This window comes from Streptomyces sp. NPDC088766 (assembly GCF_044750845.1).
Classification (GTDB): Bacteria; Actinomycetota; Actinomycetes; order Streptomycetales; family Streptomycetaceae; genus Streptomyces.
The window spans coordinates 182977-200477 of record NZ_JBIVKQ010000009.1 but is presented as its reverse complement, the minus strand read 5'-3'; the positions used below and the strand labels follow the sequence as shown (position 1 = coordinate 200477).

At 74.0% G+C, this 17501-nt stretch carries 15 protein-coding genes and 2 pseudogenes; 11 read left to right on the top strand and 6 right to left on the bottom strand.

The features are described 5' to 3' along the window. Nucleotides 1–102: 102 nt before the first annotated feature. Nucleotides 103–375, top strand: coding sequence for a hypothetical protein (locus ACIP5W_RS15420; protein WP_401472432.1), 273 nt, complete (start codon nucleotides 103–105; stop codon nucleotides 373–375). Nucleotides 376–384: 9 nt separating this feature from the next. Here the strand turns inward: ACIP5W_RS15420 and ACIP5W_RS15415 are convergent. Continuing rightward, nucleotides 385–603 (bottom strand): annotated as a pseudogene (locus ACIP5W_RS15415) (CoA transferase); the annotation flags it as partial. On the opposite strand from ACIP5W_RS15415, the pseudogene ACIP5W_RS15410 reads away from it, so the two are divergent. Further along, a pseudogene (locus tag ACIP5W_RS15410) lies at nucleotides 595–699 on the top strand (TetR/AcrR family transcriptional regulator); the annotation flags it as partial. The pseudogenes ACIP5W_RS15415 and ACIP5W_RS15410 overlap by 9 nt on opposite strands. A gap of 24 nt (nucleotides 700–723) precedes the next feature. Here the strand turns inward: ACIP5W_RS15410 and ACIP5W_RS15405 are convergent. The 3 genes from ACIP5W_RS15405 to hmgA are packed head-to-tail and all read right to left on the bottom strand — an operon-like array spanning nucleotide 724 to nucleotide 3973. Then, on the bottom strand, nucleotides 724–1863 hold the full coding sequence (locus ACIP5W_RS15405; RefSeq protein ID WP_401472429.1) for a type ISP restriction/modification enzyme: 1140 nt from the start codon (nucleotides 1861–1863) through the stop codon (nucleotides 724–726). Nucleotides 1864–1875: 12 nt separating this feature from the next. Then, entirely contained in the window at nucleotides 1876–2625 is a 750-nt protein-coding gene (locus tag ACIP5W_RS15400; RefSeq protein WP_401472426.1) for a GntR family transcriptional regulator, read from the bottom strand. Between the two features lie 28 nt (nucleotides 2626–2653). Further along, complete coding sequence (hmgA, locus tag ACIP5W_RS15395) at nucleotides 2654–3973, bottom strand: homogentisate 1,2-dioxygenase (RefSeq protein WP_401472423.1); 1320 nt, start codon at nucleotides 3971–3973, stop codon at nucleotides 2654–2656. Between the two features lie 160 nt (nucleotides 3974–4133). Between hmgA and ACIP5W_RS15390 the strand changes: the two genes are divergently transcribed. The 9 genes from ACIP5W_RS15390 to ACIP5W_RS15350 all read left to right on the top strand — a co-directional run bounded on the left by ACIP5W_RS15390 (nucleotide 4134) and on the right by ACIP5W_RS15350 (nucleotide 15141). Beyond that, on the top strand, nucleotides 4134–4838 hold the full coding sequence (locus ACIP5W_RS15390; RefSeq protein WP_401472420.1) for a nuclear transport factor 2 family protein: 705 nt from the start codon (nucleotides 4134–4136) through the stop codon (nucleotides 4836–4838). Continuing rightward, nucleotides 4835–5449, top strand: a complete 615-nt coding sequence (locus tag ACIP5W_RS15385; protein ID WP_401472417.1) for a TetR family transcriptional regulator — start codon at nucleotides 4835–4837, stop codon at nucleotides 5447–5449. Before ACIP5W_RS15390 ends, ACIP5W_RS15385 begins: the two co-directional genes overlap by 4 nt. Nucleotides 5450–5552: 103 nt before the next feature. After that, nucleotides 5553–7784 carry a molybdopterin oxidoreductase family protein gene (locus ACIP5W_RS15380; RefSeq protein ID WP_401472414.1) on the top strand — a complete coding sequence of 744 codons (2232 nt, stop codon included), beginning with the start codon at nucleotides 5553–5555 and terminating at the stop codon, nucleotides 7782–7784. Between the two features lie 124 nt (nucleotides 7785–7908). Beyond that, nucleotides 7909–9363, top strand: a complete 1455-nt coding sequence (locus ACIP5W_RS15375) for a CitMHS family transporter (RefSeq protein WP_401472411.1) — start codon at nucleotides 7909–7911, stop codon at nucleotides 9361–9363. 62 nt (nucleotides 9364–9425) lie between these two features. Beyond that, complete coding sequence (locus tag ACIP5W_RS15370; protein WP_401472408.1) at nucleotides 9426–10775, top strand: MFS transporter; 1350 nt, start codon at nucleotides 9426–9428, stop codon at nucleotides 10773–10775. 21 nt (nucleotides 10776–10796) lie between these two features. Then, nucleotides 10797–11069, top strand: a complete 273-nt coding sequence (locus tag ACIP5W_RS15365; protein ID WP_401472405.1) for a hypothetical protein — start codon at nucleotides 10797–10799, stop codon at nucleotides 11067–11069. 136 nt (nucleotides 11070–11205) lie between these two features. Next, a complete protein-coding gene (locus tag ACIP5W_RS15360; RefSeq protein ID WP_401472402.1) occupies nucleotides 11206–12546 on the top strand; it encodes an ABC transporter ATP-binding protein in 1341 nt (446 codons plus the stop codon). 116 nt (nucleotides 12547–12662) lie between these two features. Beyond that, nucleotides 12663–14051, top strand: a complete 1389-nt coding sequence (locus tag ACIP5W_RS15355; protein WP_401472399.1) for an aldehyde dehydrogenase family protein — start codon at nucleotides 12663–12665, stop codon at nucleotides 14049–14051. A gap of 10 nt (nucleotides 14052–14061) precedes the next feature. Next, the gene (locus tag ACIP5W_RS15350; protein WP_401472396.1) at nucleotides 14062–15141 is read left to right on the top strand and encodes a Zn-dependent alcohol dehydrogenase; all 1080 of its coding nucleotides are present in this window, start codon (nucleotides 14062–14064) and stop codon (nucleotides 15139–15141) included. A 570-nt stretch (nucleotides 15142–15711) separates the two neighbouring features. On the opposite strand, the gene ACIP5W_RS15345 is transcribed toward ACIP5W_RS15350, so the two are convergent. Further along, the gene (locus ACIP5W_RS15345; RefSeq protein WP_401472393.1) at nucleotides 15712–16701 is read right to left on the bottom strand and encodes a DMT family transporter; all 990 of its coding nucleotides are present in this window, start codon (nucleotides 16699–16701) and stop codon (nucleotides 15712–15714) included. A gap of 77 nt (nucleotides 16702–16778) precedes the next feature. Next, on the bottom strand, nucleotides 16779–17489 hold the full coding sequence (locus ACIP5W_RS15340; RefSeq protein ID WP_401472390.1) for an ArsR/SmtB family transcription factor: 711 nt from the start codon (nucleotides 17487–17489) through the stop codon (nucleotides 16779–16781). Between the last annotated feature and the right edge of the window lie 12 nt (nucleotides 17490–17501).

Genomic DNA, 17501 nt, shown 5'->3' with positions numbered 1-17501 from the left:
TACGGGGAAGGTGATTCCCGTGACCGCGATACACGTGTGCCTCGCCGGGGCGATAGGGTTACCCTGCCCGGGCCGGGTGGACTCGTACGGGTGGGGAGTGACATGGAACAGATAACGATGCGCAGCAGGGCGAGGGTCCCTGCGATCACCTGCGGGAGCAACGCGACCAGTTCGCGTCTCGACCGTCATCTCTCGGTGCTGGCGGGCCCCGCCATACCGCAGCGGGAGACGGTCGAGGCGACCTCCCTGATGCGGGAACTGACGTCGCGCGCGCCCGCCCACCGCAGTCCGGGGGGCGCCCGGGTCAGCGGGGTCTCGCTGTTCGCGCCACTGCGCCGGCTGCGCCGTTCGCTGTTCGGCAACAACAAGCACTGAGGCCCGCGCTCAGGAGGCCACACCGTCCCGGCGCAGCGCTGCGATCTCCTCGTCCGTCATCCCCACGGCACGCAGCAAGGCTTCGGTGTGCTCCCCGAGCGCGGGCACAGGCCCCATCCGCGCCTCCACTCCACCCGGCAGTGTGATCGGAGGCAGCAGCGCCCGCAACGGCCCGACCGGCGAGTCCACCTCCCGCCACCGCCCCCGGGCCGCCGGCTGCGGATGGCCGCGGCCTTCTCCGAGGATCCCGGGCCGGTCGACCTGGAGGCGGTGTTCGGGTTCGCGGTGGAGCGGGTGCTGGACGCCTTCGCGACCAGGCCGTGAGCACGCCCGGGCCGTGAGCACGTCCTAGAGGAGCGCCAACTGGCCCTCCGGGCCCTCCTCGTCCAGGGTCAGGACCGAGGCGGGGCGGCGGGCCCGGTGCGGTACCGGCAGCACGCCCGCCGCGCGCAGGTCCGACGCCGTGACGCCGTCCGTCACCTGCAACTCGGCCCGCCGGGGCAGGAGTTCCGTCAGCAGGGTCAACACCGTGATGAGTTCCAGGAGTTCCGAGGTCCAGGGCTGGGGCCAGGTGCGCGGGCGGAGGGCGCAGAGGGTGCCGGCCTCGCCGGGTGCCGTGCGGACCGCGAGCCACTGCTCCAGGACCCGGACGCCGCCCGCCTGGAAGTCCCAGGCCTGCGGGGTGACCGGGGAGATGCGTCCCCCGTCGAGGTGGAGGGCCTCCTCGACGGGGTCGTAGCGGACGGTCAGGGGCAGCGCGGGGAGCGGGGCGCGGACGTAGGGGCGGCGGCCGCCGGGCAGCTTGGGGCGCTCGCCGTCGCGGCGCAGGAGCCGCAGCAGGCGGTGGCCCAGTGCGACGCCGCGGGACCACAGGCCGGGGTCCCGGGTGAGCGGGACCGTGAGGTCGGGACGGACGGCGGCGAGGGTCCAGGCGAGGAAGTCCAGCGGGTCGCGGGAGTGGCCGAGGTGGTCCAGCAGGCCCGGCGCGAGGTTGGGTTCCCCGCCGCCGGGGCGGCGGTACAGCGGGCGGATCCGGCCGGCGCGGAGCGTCGGGAAGCGGGAGGTCGCCAGGAGGTGCGGGGCCTCGGCCGACTCCACCACGAAGACCTGGTGTGCGTCCGCCACCCGCCACAGCTCGGGGCGGGCCGCGTCGATCAGCCGGTGGTCGGGGATGAGCCACCGCTCGTCGAAGGGGGCCGCCAGGACCCGGACCGGCTCGGGGCAGGGACCGGTGGCGCGGATCAGTCTCCCGGTGCCGGCGGGCCCGCCGGGCAGCTGTGCGACCGCGGTGCGCGCGGTGCGCGAGCGGGTCGGCTGGAAGAGGGCCTCGCGGTCCGCTCCCTCCGCCTTCAGGAGGCGGTCCCAACGGGCCCGCAGGGAAGCCGGGTCGGGGGCCGTCGGCCACCCCCGGCCGAGCCGCGGCGGTGCGACCGACCACGGCATGAGGTCCGCCAGCGGCGGAGCTTCGTCGCGCGTCACGCGTGGCATCGTACGACGTGCTCAGTGCGCGTCGAGGGTGACCGTGAAGGAGAAGCGGTCGCCGCGGTAGTGGATGACGGCCACGTCCAGCGGGCGGCCGCCGCTGTCGTAGGTGACGCCCGTGTAGTGCAGGATCGGGCTGAGCAGCGGTACCCGGAGCAGCCGGGCGGTCTCCGGGTCCGCGAGACGGGCCTCGACCGTGTCGGTGATCCGGCTGATGTCCGCGCCCACCACGTCCCGCAGCACCTTGGTCATCGGCCGGCGCACCAGGTCCTGCGGGTCGATCACCGCGGCGAGTTCCGGACGGACGTAGTTGCGGGCGTGGTTGGTCGGCTCGCCCGTCTTCTCGTCGCCGCGCAGCCGGTGGTACGTCGCCACCTCCGCCAGGTCGGGGAAGTACTCGGCGACGTCCGCCGGGACCGGCGCCGCGCCGTGCGAGAGCAGTTCCACCGCCATGCCCGACTGCTGGGCCACGATCGCGTCGACCGAGCCCAGCAGCCGCACCGGGGCGCCCCGCTGGGCCGTCGGCTCGATGAACGTGCCGCGCCGGCGGTGCCGGGTGATCAGCCCCTCGTCCTCCAGCTCCTTGAGCGCCTGCCGCATGGTCAGCACGCTCACTCCGTAGTGCCCGGCCAGCTGCTCCTCGGTGGGCAGCCGCAGGGGGTCCGCGGGCGAGCGGCCGAGTATCGAGGCGCGCAGCGACTGCGACACCTGGTACCAGAGCGGCAGCTTGCGGTTCAGGACGATCGAGTCCGGCGCGAAGGAGGTCACGGGGCCATCCGTACCCGGCGGGAATCCTCTAGTGCAAGGGGCGGAAGTGACGTTCGAGGCCCGACCACACGTCGTCGTAGCCCTGTTGCAGGTGGTCCGCGCCGGCCGCCTGCGGGGTGAGGGCGAGCGGCCACCGCGTCTCGAACATGAACGCCAGCCCGTCGTCGACCTTGTGCGGCACCAGGTCGGCCGCGCAGGCCCGGTCGAACGTCTCGCGGTCCGGGCCGTGCGCCGACATCATGTTGTGCAGCGAGCCGCCGCCCGGCACGAAGCCTTCCGCCTTTGCGTCGTAGGCCCCCTCTATCAGGCCCATGTACTCGCTCATCACGTTCCGGTGGAAGTACGGCGGCCGGAAGGTGTCCTCGCCCACCAGCCAGCGCGGCGCGAAGACCACGAAGTCCACGCCCGCCAGACCGGGGGTGTCGGACGGGGACGTCAGCACCGTGAAGATCGACGGGTCCGGGTGGTCGTACGAGATCGTGCCGATGACGTTGAAGCGGCGCAGGTCGTAGACGTACGGGACGTGGTTGCCGTGCCAGGCGACGACGTCGAGGGGCGAGTGGTCGTAGGTGGCCGTCCAGAGGTTGCCGCAGTACTTGTTGACCACCTCCACCGGACCCTCGACGTCCTCGTACGCGGCGACGGGCGCGCGGAAGTCGCGCGGGTTGGCCAGGCCGTTGGCACCGATGGGGCCGAGGTCGGGGAGGCGGAACGGGGCGCCGTAGTTCTCGCACACGTAACCGCGCGCGGTCCCGTCGAGCGGTTCCACCCGGAAGCGGACCCCGCGCGGGATCAGCGCGATGTGCCCCGGCTCGGCGTGCAGCAGACCGAACTCGGTGCGCAGCAGCAGGCCGCCGCGCTCCGGCACGATCAGCAGCTCGCCGTCGGCGTCGCTGAACACCCGGTCCATGGCGGCGTCGGCGTGGTAGAGGTGCACGGCCATGCCGGCGCGCTGCGCGGCGTCGCCGTTGCCGCCCAGGGTCCACAGGCCCCCGAGGAAGTCCGTCCCCGGCGCGGGGTCGGGGAGGGGGTTCCAGCGCAGCCGGTTCGGGTCCGGGACCGTGTCGGTGAAGGGGGCGGTGCGCAGCCGGCCGTTGTCCGTGCGGGTGAACGCCGGGTGCGCCGCCGAGGGGCGGATCCGGTACAGCCACGAGCGGCGGTTGTCGGCGCGCGGCTCGGTGAAGGCGGAGCCGCTGAGCTGCTCCGCGTACAGGCCCAGGGGGGCGCGCTGCGGGGAGTTGCGGCCCTCGGGCAGGGCGCCGGGCACGGCCTCGGAGGCGTGCTCGTTGCCGAATCCCGTGAGGTACGTCAGCCCCTCCGCCGTCTTGCGTGCGTCCCCGCTGTTCATGCGTGCTCCCTCGACCGCCGATTCCTCTGCATCACCGTAGGATTGCGGTTTCCCGGACGCAAGAGGTGCGCGGGTCCTCCTCTCGGAGGACGATCACAGATGGCGAGAACCCGACCCCGGGAGGATCCCTGTGTCGTACCCGTGTTCTACGCTCCCGGGCATGTCGTGGACGCGTGGAATCCTGCCCGCGCTCGCGGTCTGTGTCCTGTCGGTGACCGGATCCGCGGGTTGCGGAACCAGTGGCGCGCCCGCGCCGGCCGGGCGGGAGAGCACGCTCTCGCCCTCGCCCTCGCCCGTGGGCAAGGTGCTCGACGACACGGACGACGACGGGCGGCACTACCGGGAGATCGGCGGGAAGGGCGCGCCGCAGGTCGGTCTCGAGGTGGAACCCGACGCGAAGGGTGGCTGGGACGTGCGCCTGAAGCTGCGCGACTTCCGCTTGTCGCCGTCCGGCGCGGAGGCGGCGGTCGGCGGTCGCGGCATCGCCCGGCTCTTCGTGGACGGCTCGCCCCTCGCCGACCTGCGCGACCCCTCCTACCGCATCCCCGAGGGCTACCTCGCGCACGGCACCCATCAGGTCACCGCACGGCTGTACGCCGACGACGGCACGGTGTGGGCGGTCGACGGGAAGCCGGTGGAGAGCACGGCGGACATCACGGCCTCGGAGACGGAGACGGAGACGGAGACGGAGACGAAGGCGTCGCCGGAGCCGGAGGCTGAGCCGGAAGCGGAGCCGGGCACCGGTTCCGGGCCTGGTGCTCCGGACGGCGCGGGCGCGTCGTCCCCCACCGCGTTGAGTGCACCGGGCACCTTTCTCCGTACCGAGGGGCGAGGTTCACCGGACCGCGGCGGAAAGGCATCATGAAGCCCGTGCCCCACGCGACATCGCTCCGTCGCGCGCCCGTGCAGCGGCGCAGCGCCGAACGGCTGACCAGGATCCTCGACGCCTGCGCCGACCTCCTGGACGAGGTCGGCTACGACGCGCTGAGCACCCGTGCCGTCGCCCAGCGGGCCGGCGTCCCCATCGGGTCGGTCTACCGCTTCTTCGGCAACAAGAAGCAGATGGCCGACGCGCTGGCCCAGCGCAACCTGGAGCGGTACGCCGAGCGGGTCACCGAGCGGCTGCGGGGCGCCCGGCAGGGGGACTGGCGGGCCGCGATGGACGCCGTCCTCGACGAGTACCTCGCCATGAAGCGCACCGCGCCCGGCTTCTCGCTCGTGGACTTCGGCAACCAGATCCCGGTCGGCTCGCGCGCCGAACCCAACCACCGCGTCGCCGACCGCCTCGCCGACCTGCTCTCCGACCACCTCGGCCGCACCCCCGACGAGGACCTGAGCCGCGCCTTGCTGATCGCCGTGGAGACCGCCGACACCCTCGTCCACCTGGCCTTCCGGGTGACGCCCGAGGGTGACCCGAAGGTCATCGAGGAGACGCGGGAGCTGCTGCGGGCGTACCTGGGGCGCGTGCTGGACTGAGGCGTCCGCCGGATCCCGCGGGCCAGGACCTCCCCAGCATGCATACCGGTCGGTATGCTCGGCGGACGAGAGCGCCACAGCCGCCGCCTTCCCAGGAGGACCCGTGTCCCGCACCGCCCTGCGAATCTGCCCCCTGTGCGAGGCCACCTGCGGGCTGACCCTGACCATCGAGGGAACCCGGGTCACCCGTGCCCGCGGCGACCGCGAAGACGTCTTCAGCAACGGGTTCATCTGCCCCAAGGGCGCCGCCTTCGGCGCCGTCGACGGCGACCCCGACCGGCTGCGCACACCCCTCGTCCGCCGGAACGGCGAGCTGCGCGAGGCCACCTGGGCGGAGGCCTTCGACGCCGTCGCCGCCGGGATCCGCCCGGTCGTCGAGCGCCACGGCCCGCACGCGGTCGGCGTCGTCCTGGGCAACCCCAACGTGCACACCATGGCCGGCGCGCTCTACCCGCCCGTACTGCTCGCCGGACTCGGCACCCGCAGCCTCTTCACCGCCTCGACGGTGGACCAGATGCCCAAGCACGTCTCCAGCGGACTCCTCTTCGGCGACGCGGGCGCCATCCCGGTGCCCGACCTGGACCACACCGACCACCTGCTCCTGATCGGGGCCAACCCCCTGGAGTCCAACGGGAGTCTGTGCACCGCCCCCGACTTCCCCGGCAAGCTCAAGGCGCTCAGGGCCCGCGGCGGCACCCTCACGGTCGTCGACCCCCGCCGCACCCGCACCGCGCGGCTCGCCGACCGGCACATCGCGATCCGGCCCGGCGCCGACGCCCTGCTGCTGGCGGCGATGGCACACGTGCTGTTCGAGGAAGGGCTCGTGCGGCTCGGCGACTTGAGCGACCATGTGCAGGGAGTCGACGAACTCCGCGACGCCGTCAGCGACTTCACTCCGGAGGCGGTGACGGCCGCCTGCGACGTGGACGCCGCGCTCGTGCGCACCCTCGCCCGTGAACTCGCCGCCGCCCCCACCGCCGCCGTCTACGGCCGCATCGGCAGCTGCACCGTCCCGTACGGCACCCTCGCGAGCTGGCTCGTCGACGTCCTCAACATCCTCACCGGCAACCTCGACCGGTTTGGCGGTGCCCTCTTCCCGCAGGCCGCCACGGACCGGACGCCCCGGCCCGCCGGTCCCGGCCGGGGCTTCGCGCTCGGGCGCTGGCACTCCCGTGTGAGCCGGCACCCCGAGGCCAAGGGCGAACTGCCGCTCTCCGCGCTCGCCGAGGAGATCGACACCGTGACGGACGAGGGCACCCCGGTCCGGGCGCTGATCGCCGTGGCCGCCAACCCGGTGCTCTCCGCGCCCGACGGCGACCGGCTGGACAAGGCGCTCGACTCGCTCGACTTCATGGTCAGCGTGGACCCGTACCTCAACGAGACCTCGCGCCACGCCGACGTCGTCCTGCCGCCGCCCCCGCCGTCCCAGAGCCCCCACCACGACTTCGCCTTCAACACCCTCGCCGTCCGCAACCAGGTCCGCTACACCCGCCCCGCGGTCCCGCTGGAGCCGGGCCGGATGGCCGAGACCGAGATCCTCGCCCGGCTGACCCTGGCCGTCACCGGGATGCACGGCGCCGACCCCCGCGCCGTCGACGACCTGGTCATCGGCCAGACCCTCGGCAAGGCGGTCGAGGACCCGCACTCACCCGTGCACGGCCGCGACCCCGAGGACCTCGCGGCACGGCTCGCCGGCGACAGCGGCCCCGAACGCCGGCTCGACATGATGCTGCGCCTCGGCCCCTACGGCGACGGCTTCGGCGCCCGCCCCGACGGGCTGTGCCTGGAGCGGCTCCTCGACCGCCCGCACGGTATCGACCTCGGGCCGCTGCGGCCGCGCCTGCCGCAGCCGCTGAAGACCCGCAGCGGGAAGATCGAGCTGCTGCCCCGGCCGATCGCCGACGATCTCCCGCGGCTGCGGCGGGCGGCGGGCGAGCGACCCGCCGGGCTCGTCCTCGTCGGACGCCGGCACCTGAGGTCCAACAACAGCTGGATGCACAACGTCCCCGCTCTCACCGGCGGCAGCAACCGCTGCACCGTCCAGGTCCACCCCGAGGACGCCGAGCGGCTCGGGCTGCGCGACGGGGAGCCGGTGCGGGTCAAGGGCGCCGGGGGAGCGGTGACCCTGCCGGCCGAGGTGACCGACGGGGTGCGCCGGGGCGTCGTCAGCATCCCGCACGGCTGGGGCCACGACCGCCCGGGCACCCGGCTCGGCCACGCCTGCGCCGACCCCGGAGTCAACGTCAACCAGCTCCTCGACGGCAGCCTGCTCGACCCGCTGTCCGGCAACGCCGTCCTCAACGGCGTACCCGTCGAACTCACCCCCACCGGCTGACCTGGAGTTTTGCGCTTATTGCTCGCACGTCAACGTCTTGTTAACACCGTTTGAACGGTCCTAACGTCGACGCACCGCCGACCCCCAGGTGGGATGTTCAAGGGCGAACGTTAGGTATCCATTCATGCTGACCATCCTCGGCTTCGCCATGATCGCGACCTTCCTGGTCCTGATCATGCTGAAGAAGATGTCGCCGATCGCGGCGCTCGTCCTGATCCCGGCACTGTTCTGTGTCTTCGTCGGGAAGGGCGCCAAGCTCGGGGACTACGTCCTCGACGGCGTCTCCAGCCTCGCCCCCACCGCGGCGATGCTCATGTTCGCGATCGTCTACTTCGGTGTGATGATCGACGTCGGTCTGTTCGACCCGATCGTGCGGGCCATCCTGAAGTTCTGCAAGGCCGACCCGCTGCGCATCGTCGTCGGCACGGCGCTCCTCGCCGCGATCGTCTCGCTCGACGGCGACGGCTCCACCACCTTCATGATCACCGTCTCGGCGATGTACCCGCTGTACAAGCGCCTGAAGATGAGCCTGGTCGTGATGACCGGTGTCGCCGCGATGGCCAACGGCGTGATGAACACGCTGCCCTGGGGCGGCCCGACCGCCCGCGCCGCCACCGCCCTGAAGCTCGACGCCGGCGACATCTTCGTCCCGATGATCCCGGCCCTGGCCGTCGGCCTCCTGGGCGTCTTCGCCCTCTCCTACGTCCTCGGCCGCCGCGAGCGCAAGCGGCTCGGCGTGCTGACGCTGGACGAGGTCCTGGTGGAGGAGACGGAGACCGAGACGGTGCTCGTGGGCGCCGGCACCGGTGCCGGAACCGGGACCGGTACCGACAGGAAGGCCGTCCCCGCGGGCGGTTCGGGTTCGGGCACCGATGCCGACGCCGACGCGGGTGCCGACGCGGGTGCCGACGCCGACGAGCCCGAGGAGGACGAGCGCCTCGCCGGACTGGACCCGGACCGCGCCACCCTGCGTCCCAAGCTGTACTGGTTCAACGCACTCCTCACGGTCGCGCTGCTCACCGCCATGATCATGGAGTGGCTGCCGATCCCGGTGCTGTTCCTGCTCGGCGCCGCGCTCGCGCTCACCGTCAACTTCCCGCACATGCCCGACCAGAAGGCCCGCCTCGGCGCGCACGCCGAGAACGTCCTCAACGTCGCCGGCATGGTCTTCGCCGCCGCCGTCTTCACCGGCGTCCTCACCGGCACCGGCATGGTCGACCACATGGCCACCTGGCTGGTGGACAACATCCCCGACGGCATGGGCCCGCACATGGCCTTCGTCACCGGCGTCCTGAGCATCCCGCTCACCTACTTCATGTCGAACGACGGCTTCTACTTCGGTGTCCTGCCCGTCCTCGCCGAGGCCGGCCAGGCCCACGGGGTCTCCTCGCTGGAGATCGCCCGTGCCTCCCTGGTGGGCCAGCCCCTGCACATGTCGAGCCCGCTCGTCCCGGCCGTCTACGTCCTCGTCGGCATGGCCAAGGTCGAGTTCGGCGACCACACGCGGTTCGTCGTCAAGTGGGCCGCCCTGACCAGCCTGGTGATCCTCGGGGCGGGAATGCTGTTCGGGATCATCTGATCCGCGACCGGTCCTGTGCCGTATCGCTTCGTCTCATTGCGTCTGCCCGGGAGGAGACACCCATGGGGCCCGGTGGGAACCGCGGCTGGCTGCTCCGCCTCGTCATCGCCTTCGGCTTCGTGCAGGGGGCGGTGTCGATGGCCCGGCCCGCCGTCTCCTACCGGGCCCTCGCGCTGGGCGCGGACGAACGGGCGGTCGGCGTCATCGCCGGTGTGTACGCCCTCCTTCCGCTGTTCGCCGCCGTCCCGCTGGGGCGCCGTACCGACCACGGCCGGTGCGCGCCCCTGCTGCCCTTCGGCGTGGTCCTGACAGCCGGCGGCTGCGCGCTGAGCGGCGTCGCCGGCTCCCTGTGGGCGATGGCCCTGTGGAGCGGCGTCATGGGACTCGGCCACCTCTGCTTCGTCATCGGCGCCCAGTCGCTCGTCGCCCGCCAGTCGGCACCGCACGACCAGGACCGCAACTTCGGCCACTTCACGATCGGCGCCTCGCTCGGCCAGCTGGTCGGCCCGATCGCCGCGGGCGCCCTGATCGGCGGCTCCGACATGGCCGGCACCAGCGCGCTGGCCCTCCTCGTCGCCGGAGCCGGCGCCGCGGTCGCGTTCACCTCGCTGTGGCGCATCGAGCACCCGGACACCTCCGCCGCGTCGCGTACGCCGAAGGGCGGCTGCGTCCCCGTCGTACCCGTGGTCCGCATCCTGCGCACCCGGGGCGTGCCCACGGGCATCTTCGTCAGCCTCTCGGTGCTGTCCGCGACCGACATCCTCACCGCCTATCTGCCGGTGGTCGGCGAGCACCGGGGCATCGCACCGTCGGTGATCGGCCTGCTGCTCAGTCTGCGGGCCGCCGCCACCATCGCCTGCCGCCTGGTCCTCACGCCCCTGCTGCGGCTGCTCGGGCGGGCCGTGCTGCTCACCGTGACCTGCCTGCTGGCCGCCCTGCTGTGCGCCGGGGTAGCGCTGCCGGTCCCGGTGTGGGCGCTGGCCGTGATGCTCGCGGCGCTCGGCTTCTGCCTCGGGGTCGGGCAGCCCCTGTCCATGACGACCGTCGTCCGGGCCGCGCCCGACGGCGCCCGCTCCACCGCCCTCGCGCTCCGGCTGACCGGCAACCGCCTGGGCCAGGTCGCCGCGCCGGCCGCCGCGGGTGTGATCGCCGGGGTGGCAGGCGTGGCGGCACCGTTCGTGATGCTGGGCGGGCTGTTGCTGCTCTCGTCGGGGGTGGCGCTGCGCTCACCGGCACGGGGCGGGCCGGGGGAGCGGACGGCGGGCGGTGACGACGCTCCCGGGGCCGGGGCCGGGGCCGGGGCCAGTGGCGGGGCCGGAGCCGGTGGCGGAGCCGGGGCCGGTGGCGGAGCCGGGAGCCGGGGCGGAGTCCGGCGTACCGGCTCCTCCTTGGGCCGTAAGAGCGGTATCTGAGGCGCGGCACGCGGTGCTTCCGTGATCGGCGGGTACGAGAAGGCCCACTTCCCCGACCGGGAGGTGTACGGCGACCGGGGCCGCCCCGAACTGCGGCTCATCACCTGCGGCGGCACCTTCGACCGCAGGTCCGGCCACTCCGGCAACCTCGTGGTCTTCGCCCGCCTGACCCAGATCCGGGACCGGTCCGGCCCGGCACGCCGAGCCGGGCGGCTGCTCCGGCGAGCGGGTTGCCCGCACTTCGCGGCCACGGATCTGGCCGGTTCTCTTCCCCGGGCGCGCACAGTCCGTTAACTTCCGTGACTCACAGCCTCGTTCGACCCTTCGGAGGCTGTCGAGCACACGCGCCCAGGGTCCGCCCGGCGCCCGCCCCGTCCCGATCCGGACGGGGCGGGCGCCGGCGGGTCCGTGAGCCCCGGGGACTCCTGTCATGACACGCGCCATCTCCCTGCACGACGTGAGCAAGGCCTACCGCGCCGACGGCTGCCGTGTGGTGGACCGGCTGTCGCTGGACATCGCGCCCGGCGAATTCCTCGTGCTGCTCGGGCCCTCCGGCTGCGGAAAGTCCACGGTGCTGCGGATGATCGCCGGGCTGGAGCAGATCACGGAAGGGCAGTTGCTGCTCGACGGCGCGTACGCGAACGATCTGCCGCCGTCCGGCCGGGACATCGCGATGGTGTTCCAGAACTTCGCCCTCTACCCGACCATGACCGGCCGGGACAACATCGGTTTCCCGCTGCGCATCGAGGCCCCGGGCGCCGATCCGGCCCCCCGCGTCGACGCCACCGCACGGATGCTCGGCATCGAGGACCTCCTCGACCGTTACCCCGGCCAGCTCTCCGGCGGGGAGCGCCAGCGGGTCGCCATGGGCCGGGCCATCGCCCGCCACCCGTCCGCCTTCCTGATGGACGAACCGCTGTCCAACCTGGACGCCAAGCTCCGCAACCGGTTGCGGGCCGAAATAGCCTCCCTGACGCGCAAACTGGGCGTGACGACGGTGTACGTCACGCACGACCAGGCCGAGGCCATGTCCCTCGGCGACCGGGTGGCGGTCCTGCGCGGCGGTGTCCTCCAGCAGGTCGGCACCCCCCGCTCGGTCTACGCCCTGCCCCGCAACGTCTTCGTGGCCGCCTTCGTCGGCACCCCGCGCATCAACCTCCTGCGCGGCGTGGTCCGGGCCCCGCTCGACGGGGCGATGACGGTCAGCCTCGGCAAGCAGGCCCTGCGGCTGCCCGAACCGCTGTCCCTGGACCACAAGTTGCTGCGGGTGCAGCAGGGCCGCGAGGTGATCGTCGGTCTGCGCTCGGAGGCCGTCCGCGTCGGCCGTCTCGCCGAGGCGCGTCCCGGCGAGACGCACATCACCGGCCTGGTGGAGCACGTGGAGTTCCAGGGCCACGAGGTGCTCGTGCACTTCGACACCGGCTCGCGCCCCGCCGTCGTACCCGACCTGGAGGCGCCGCGCCCGCAGGCCGGGCCGTCCCGGCGGCGACGGCGGGAGAGCGGGGTGCTGGACCGGCTGCGGGGGCGGGCCGGCAGCCGGCGGGCCGGGCCGGTCGTGGTGCTGGACGAGCCCGCGCAGCAGCCCCTCGCGGTGGCCGCCCCGGACGGCCGCCAGCCCGGCGACCTGGTCGTGCGGACCACACCCGACTTCGACCTGCGGTACGGCATGCAGGTCCCGCTCCTCGTCGACCTCGCCCACCTGTTCGTCTTCGACCAGCACGGCGAGCGGATCTGCCCCGCCCCGGACCGGCTGCCGGACCTCGACGAGTGACGCCCCGGCGGCTGTCGTGCCCGTGTGGGACGCCGCACGGCGAACGCCCCTGGTGCCGGAAAACTATCGGCGCTAGTTTAGGGCGCGGACGACGACGACCGCCCGGAGGGAACGCGATGAAGGCACACGACGGCATCTACCTCGACGGCGCCTGGCGCCCCGCCGCCGGGCAGGACGTGATCGAGGTCGTCAACCCGGCGGACGAGCAGGTCATCGGCCGGGTCCCGGCCGCCGGTCCCGAGGACGTCGACGCGGCCGTACGGGCCGCCCGTGCCGCCCTTCCCGGCTGGGCGGCGACGGCGCCCGCCGAGCGGGCCGCGCGCCTGAGCGCCCTCCGGGACGTGCTGGCGGCCCGCAAGGACGAGATCGCCGAGACGGTCACCGCCGAACTCGGCTCCCCGCTGCCCTTCTCCCAGGCGGTGCACGCGGCCGTCCCGATCGCGGTCGCCGGCTCCTACGCCGAACTGGCCGCCACCCACTCCTTCGAGGAGAAGGTCGGCAACTCGACCGTGTACCAGGAGCCGGTCGGCGTGGTCGGTGCCATCACACCCTGGAACTACCCGCTCCACCAGATCGTCGCCAAGGCCGCCCCGGCCCTCGCCGCCGGCTGCACGGTCGTCCTGAAGCCCGCCGAGGACACCCCGCTCGTCGCGCAGCTCTTCGCCGAGGCGGTCCACGAGGCCGGCGTCCCGGCCGGGGTCCTCAACCTCGTCACGGGCCTCGGCCCGGTCGCCGGGCAGGCCCTCGCCGGACACCCCGGCGTCGACCTCGTCTCCTTCACCGGTTCCACCGCCGTGGGCAAGCGGATCGCCGCGACGGCCGGTGCCGCGATCAAGAAGGTGGCCCTCGAACTCGGCGGCAAGTCCGCCAACGTCATCCTCCCGGGCGCCGACCTCGCCCGCGCCGTCAACGTCGGCGTCGCCAACGTGATGTCCAACTCCGGTCAGACGTGCAGCGCCTGGACCCGGATGCTGGTCCACCGCGACCGGTACGACGAGGCCGTCGAGCTGGCCGCCACCGCCGCCGCGAAGTACGGCGACCGCATCGGCCCCCTCGTCAACGCCAAGCAGCAGGCGCGGGTGCGCGGTTACATCGACAAGGGCGTCGCCGAGGGCGCGCGCCTGGTCACGGGAGGCACCGAAAGCCCCCACGAGCGGGGCTGGTTCGTCAGCCCCACCGTGTTCGCCGACGTCACCCCCGAGATGACGATCGCCCAGGAGGAGATCTTCGGCCCCGTCCTGTCGGTCCTGCGCTACGAGGACGAGGAGGACGCCCTGCGCATCGCCAACGGCACGGTCTACGGCCTGGCCGGCGCCGTCTGGGCCGGCGAGGAGGCGGAGGCGGTCGCCTTCGCCCGCCGGATGGACACCGGGCAGGTCGACATCAACGGCGGCCGCTTCAACCCGCTCGCCCCCTTCGGCGGCTACAAGCAGTCGGGCGTCGGCCGGGAACTCGGCGCGCACGGTCTCACCGAGTACCTCCAGACCAAGTCCCTCCAGTTCTGAGGAGTTCCCCGTGGTTCGTGCCGCCGTCCTTCCCGCCGTGGGCGCCCCGCTGGAGATCACCGAGATCGAGCTGCCCGAGCCCGGACCGGGCCGGGTCCGCGTCCGGCTCGCCGCCGCCGGCGTCTGCCACTCCGACCTGTCCCTGTCCGACGGCACCATGCGGGTGCCGGTCCCGGCCGTCCTCGGCCACGAGGGCGCGGGCACGGTCGTCTCCGTCGGCGAGGGCGTCACCGGCCTCGCCCCCGGCGACCGCGTGGTCCTCAACTGGGCCCCGTCCTGCGGAAGCTGTCACGCCTGCTCGCTCGGCGAGGTCTGGCTGTGCGCCGACGCGCTCAGCGGCTCCGCCGACGTGTACGCCACGACCGCCGGCGGCACCGACCTCCACCCCGGCCTGAACGTCGCCGCGTTCGCCGAGGAGACCGTCGTCCCCGTCTCCTGCACCCTGCCCCTGCCCGACGGCATCCCGCTCACCGACGCGGCCCTCCTCGGCTGCGCGGTCCTCACCGGCTACGGCGCCGTCCACCACTGCGCCCAGGTCCGCCCCGGCGAGACGGTGGCCGTGTTCGGCGTCGGCGGGGTCGGCCTCGCGGCCCTCCAGGCGGCCCGGATCGCGGGCGCCTCGACGATCGTCGCCGTCGACGTCTCCCCGGAGAAGGAGGAACTGGCCCGCGCGGCGGGCGCCACCGAGTACGTCGTGGCCTCCGACAACACCGCCCGGGAGATCCGCGCCCTCACCGGGAAGCAGGGCGTCGACGTCGCCGTGGAATGCGTCGGCCGCGCGGTCACCATCCGCACGGCCTGGGAGTCCACCCGCCGCGGCGGCCGCACCGCGGTCGTCGGCATCGGCGGCAAGGACCAGCAGGTCACCTTCAACGCCCTGGAACTCTTCCACTGGGGCCGCACCCTCACCGGCTGCGTCTACGGCAACTCCGACCCGGCCCGCGACCTCCCGGTCCTGGCCGGGCACGTCCGCGCCGGCCGCCTGGACCTCGGCTCCCTCATCACCGAACGCATCGCCCTGGAGGGCATCCCGGCGGCCTTCGAGAACATGCTCGCGGGCAAGGGCGGCCGGGCCCTGATCGTCTTCTGACACCTGGCACGGGACCCCGGAACCCCGAGATCCGGACGGCACACCGACGGCACCGGCACCGCGACGGCCGAGCCGCCTCGGGCCGCGGTTGCGTACGGCGCCCCTGCCTCGGGCCGCGGTTGCGTGCGGGCGCCCCTGCCGCGGGCCGCGGCCCTGTGCCGAAGCCGCGGCCACGGACTGCGATTTCGCGCCGGCGCCCCCGCGGAGGCCGTGTCCCGGAGTCCCGGAGTCCCGGAGTCCCGGAATTCCTGAGTTCTTGAGTTCTTGAGTTCTTGAGTCCCGGCTTTCCGGAGTCCCGGAGATTCCCGCCCCGTCACCAGGTCGTGCCCCGGCCCCGGCGCGCCGCCACCGCGGCCGGGTCGCGCTCGGCGGCTCGTGCGGCGGGCGGTGGCCCTCGGAGGCGGCGGTGCGCATGCCGGCCTCGCCGGGCCCGCGGACCCGGCCCCGCCACCTCGGCCTTGCCGGACGCGGGCGTCGTCCCCCGGTGCCGGCCTGCCGGGCCCCGGGGTCGGCTTCCCGGGGTCGGCCTCCCGGGGCGACTCGGGGCCGACCTCCCCGGCCCCGGCGCCGTCAGTTCGGCGCCTCGGCCTCGTCGGGCCGCGCCTGCGCCTGCGGCTGCGGCTGGGCCTGGGACTGGGCCTGGGGCTGCGGTGCCGCGGGCCGTCCGGCCGGTCCCCCCGACCGGGACACCGCCACCCCCGCCAGGCACAGCGCCCCGCCCGCCAGGGTGAGGACCCCCGGTACCTCGCCCAGGGTCAGCCACGACATCAGCACCACCAGCGAGGGCACGGCGTACGTCGTCGCGCCCATCCGTCCGGCCGTGGTCCGGGCCAGCGCGTACGCCCAGGTGGTGAAGGCGAGTGCCGTCGGGAACACGCCCAGGTAGACCATGTTGAGCGTGGCCGACAGCGGCGCGTCGGCGGCGTCGCCGACCAGCTGCCCGGCGAAGGGCAGGCAGGTCACCGCACCCACCAGGCACCCGAACGTCGTCACCTGCAGGGCGCCGGCCCGCCCCAGCGCCGGCTTCTGCGCCACGACCCCGCCCGCGTACGCGACGGCGGCCAGCAGGCACAGCACCACCCCGAACAGCGAGGAACCGCCCCCGCCCGACATCGACAGTCCGACCGTCACCGCGCCCGCGAACGACACCGCCATCCCGGCCAGCAGCCGCGGCGGCAGCCGGTCGCCGAGGAACCGCGCGCCGAGCAGGGCGATGAGCAGCGGACCGATGTTCACGACCAGGGCCGCCGTCCCCGCGTCGACCTCCTGCTCGCCCCAGTTCAGCGCCACCATGTAGAAGCCGAACCACAGCACCCCCGACACCGCGATCCCGCGCCGGGCGGACCGCGGCGGCAGCCCCTCCCGCCGTAGGAGACAGATCGCGCCCAGGGTCAGGGTGCCGGCCAGCAGGCGGCCGAGGGCCAGCGCGCCGGGGGAGTACGCGGCGCCGGCGCTGCGGATCGACACGAAGGCGGAGGCCCACAGTACGACGGTGACCGAGGCCGCACCGGCGGCGAGCAGTCGGGTACGGCGTTCCGGGCGGTCGGCGGTGTTCATCATGCTCCTGAAAAGGGGGAGTCGGAGGGTGGACGGGCTCGCGGGAACCGGACGCCGGCCGCGGCTCGCCGGTGTCCCGGTCACCGCAGTGCCGCCCCGTCGATGCCGAGCAGCTCGCCCAGCGCCCGCCGGCCGGTGGCGGTCACGCGCACGGCCCGCCCGGAGCCGACGCGCTCGCACCAGCCCGTGTCGAGGGCGTGCCGGCACAGGGCCGCGCCCGCGACCCCGGCGAGGTGCGGCCGGCGTTCGGTCCAGTCGAGGCAGGCGCGGGCCAGCGGACGGCGGCTCCCGCGGTCCAGGGCGATGCCGGTGTCCGCGAACCACCCGAGCCCGGCGTCCGTCAGCGCGAAGCCGGTGTCCTGGACGAGGAGCCCGCGCGCGGTCAGGGCGTCGGTGACGGCGATGCCGAGCCGCCCGGCGAGATGGTCGTAGCAGGTCCGGCCGCGTGCCATGGCCGCCCCGGCGCTCGACTCGCGCAGGGTCCGGGGCCCTGCGGCGTCGGCGGGGGCGACCTGGGCGGCCAGGTCCTCCACGAGCTGGGCGACGCGCGCGTCGGCGAGCCGCACGTACCGGTGGCGGCCCTGCCGTTCCTCGGTGAGCATCCCGCCGGCGACGAGCTTGCCGAGGTGCTCGCTCACGGTCGAGGCGGCGACGCCCGCGTGCCGGGCCAGCTCGCCCGCGGTCCACGCCCGGCCGTCGAGCAGCGCCAGCAGACACGCGGCGCGCGTCTCGTCGGCGATCAGGCCGGCCAGCCCGGCCAGCAGCGGCGCGCGGGGATCCCTGGTGGTCATGGCTCCCAGCAT

Coding starts and splice junctions, on each gene's coding strand:
- ACIP5W_RS15370 (WP_401472408.1), top strand. CDS start 9,426: ATGGGGCCCGGTGGGAACCGCGGCTGGCTGCTCCGCCTCGTCATCGCC.
- ACIP5W_RS15405 (WP_401472429.1), bottom strand. CDS start 1,863: ATGCCACGCGTGACGCGCGACGAAGCTCCGCCGCTGGCGGACCTCATG.
- hmgA (WP_401472423.1), bottom strand. CDS start 3,973: ATGAACAGCGGGGACGCACGCAAGACGGCGGAGGGGCTGACGTACCTC.
- ACIP5W_RS15420 (WP_401472432.1), top strand. CDS start 103: ATGGAACAGATAACGATGCGCAGCAGGGCGAGGGTCCCTGCGATCACC.
- ACIP5W_RS15340 (WP_401472390.1), bottom strand. CDS start 17,489: ATGACCACCAGGGATCCCCGCGCGCCGCTGCTGGCCGGGCTGGCCGGC.
- ACIP5W_RS15345 (WP_401472393.1), bottom strand. CDS start 16,701: ATGATGAACACCGCCGACCGCCCGGAACGCCGTACCCGACTGCTCGCC.
- ACIP5W_RS15355 (WP_401472399.1), top strand. CDS start 12,663: ATGAAGGCACACGACGGCATCTACCTCGACGGCGCCTGGCGCCCCGCC.
- ACIP5W_RS15375 (WP_401472411.1), top strand. CDS start 7,909: ATGCTGACCATCCTCGGCTTCGCCATGATCGCGACCTTCCTGGTCCTG.
- ACIP5W_RS15390 (WP_401472420.1), top strand. CDS start 4,134: ATGTCGTGGACGCGTGGAATCCTGCCCGCGCTCGCGGTCTGTGTCCTG.
- ACIP5W_RS15385 (WP_401472417.1), top strand. CDS start 4,835: ATGAAGCCCGTGCCCCACGCGACATCGCTCCGTCGCGCGCCCGTGCAG.
- ACIP5W_RS15360 (WP_401472402.1), top strand. CDS start 11,206: ATGACACGCGCCATCTCCCTGCACGACGTGAGCAAGGCCTACCGCGCC.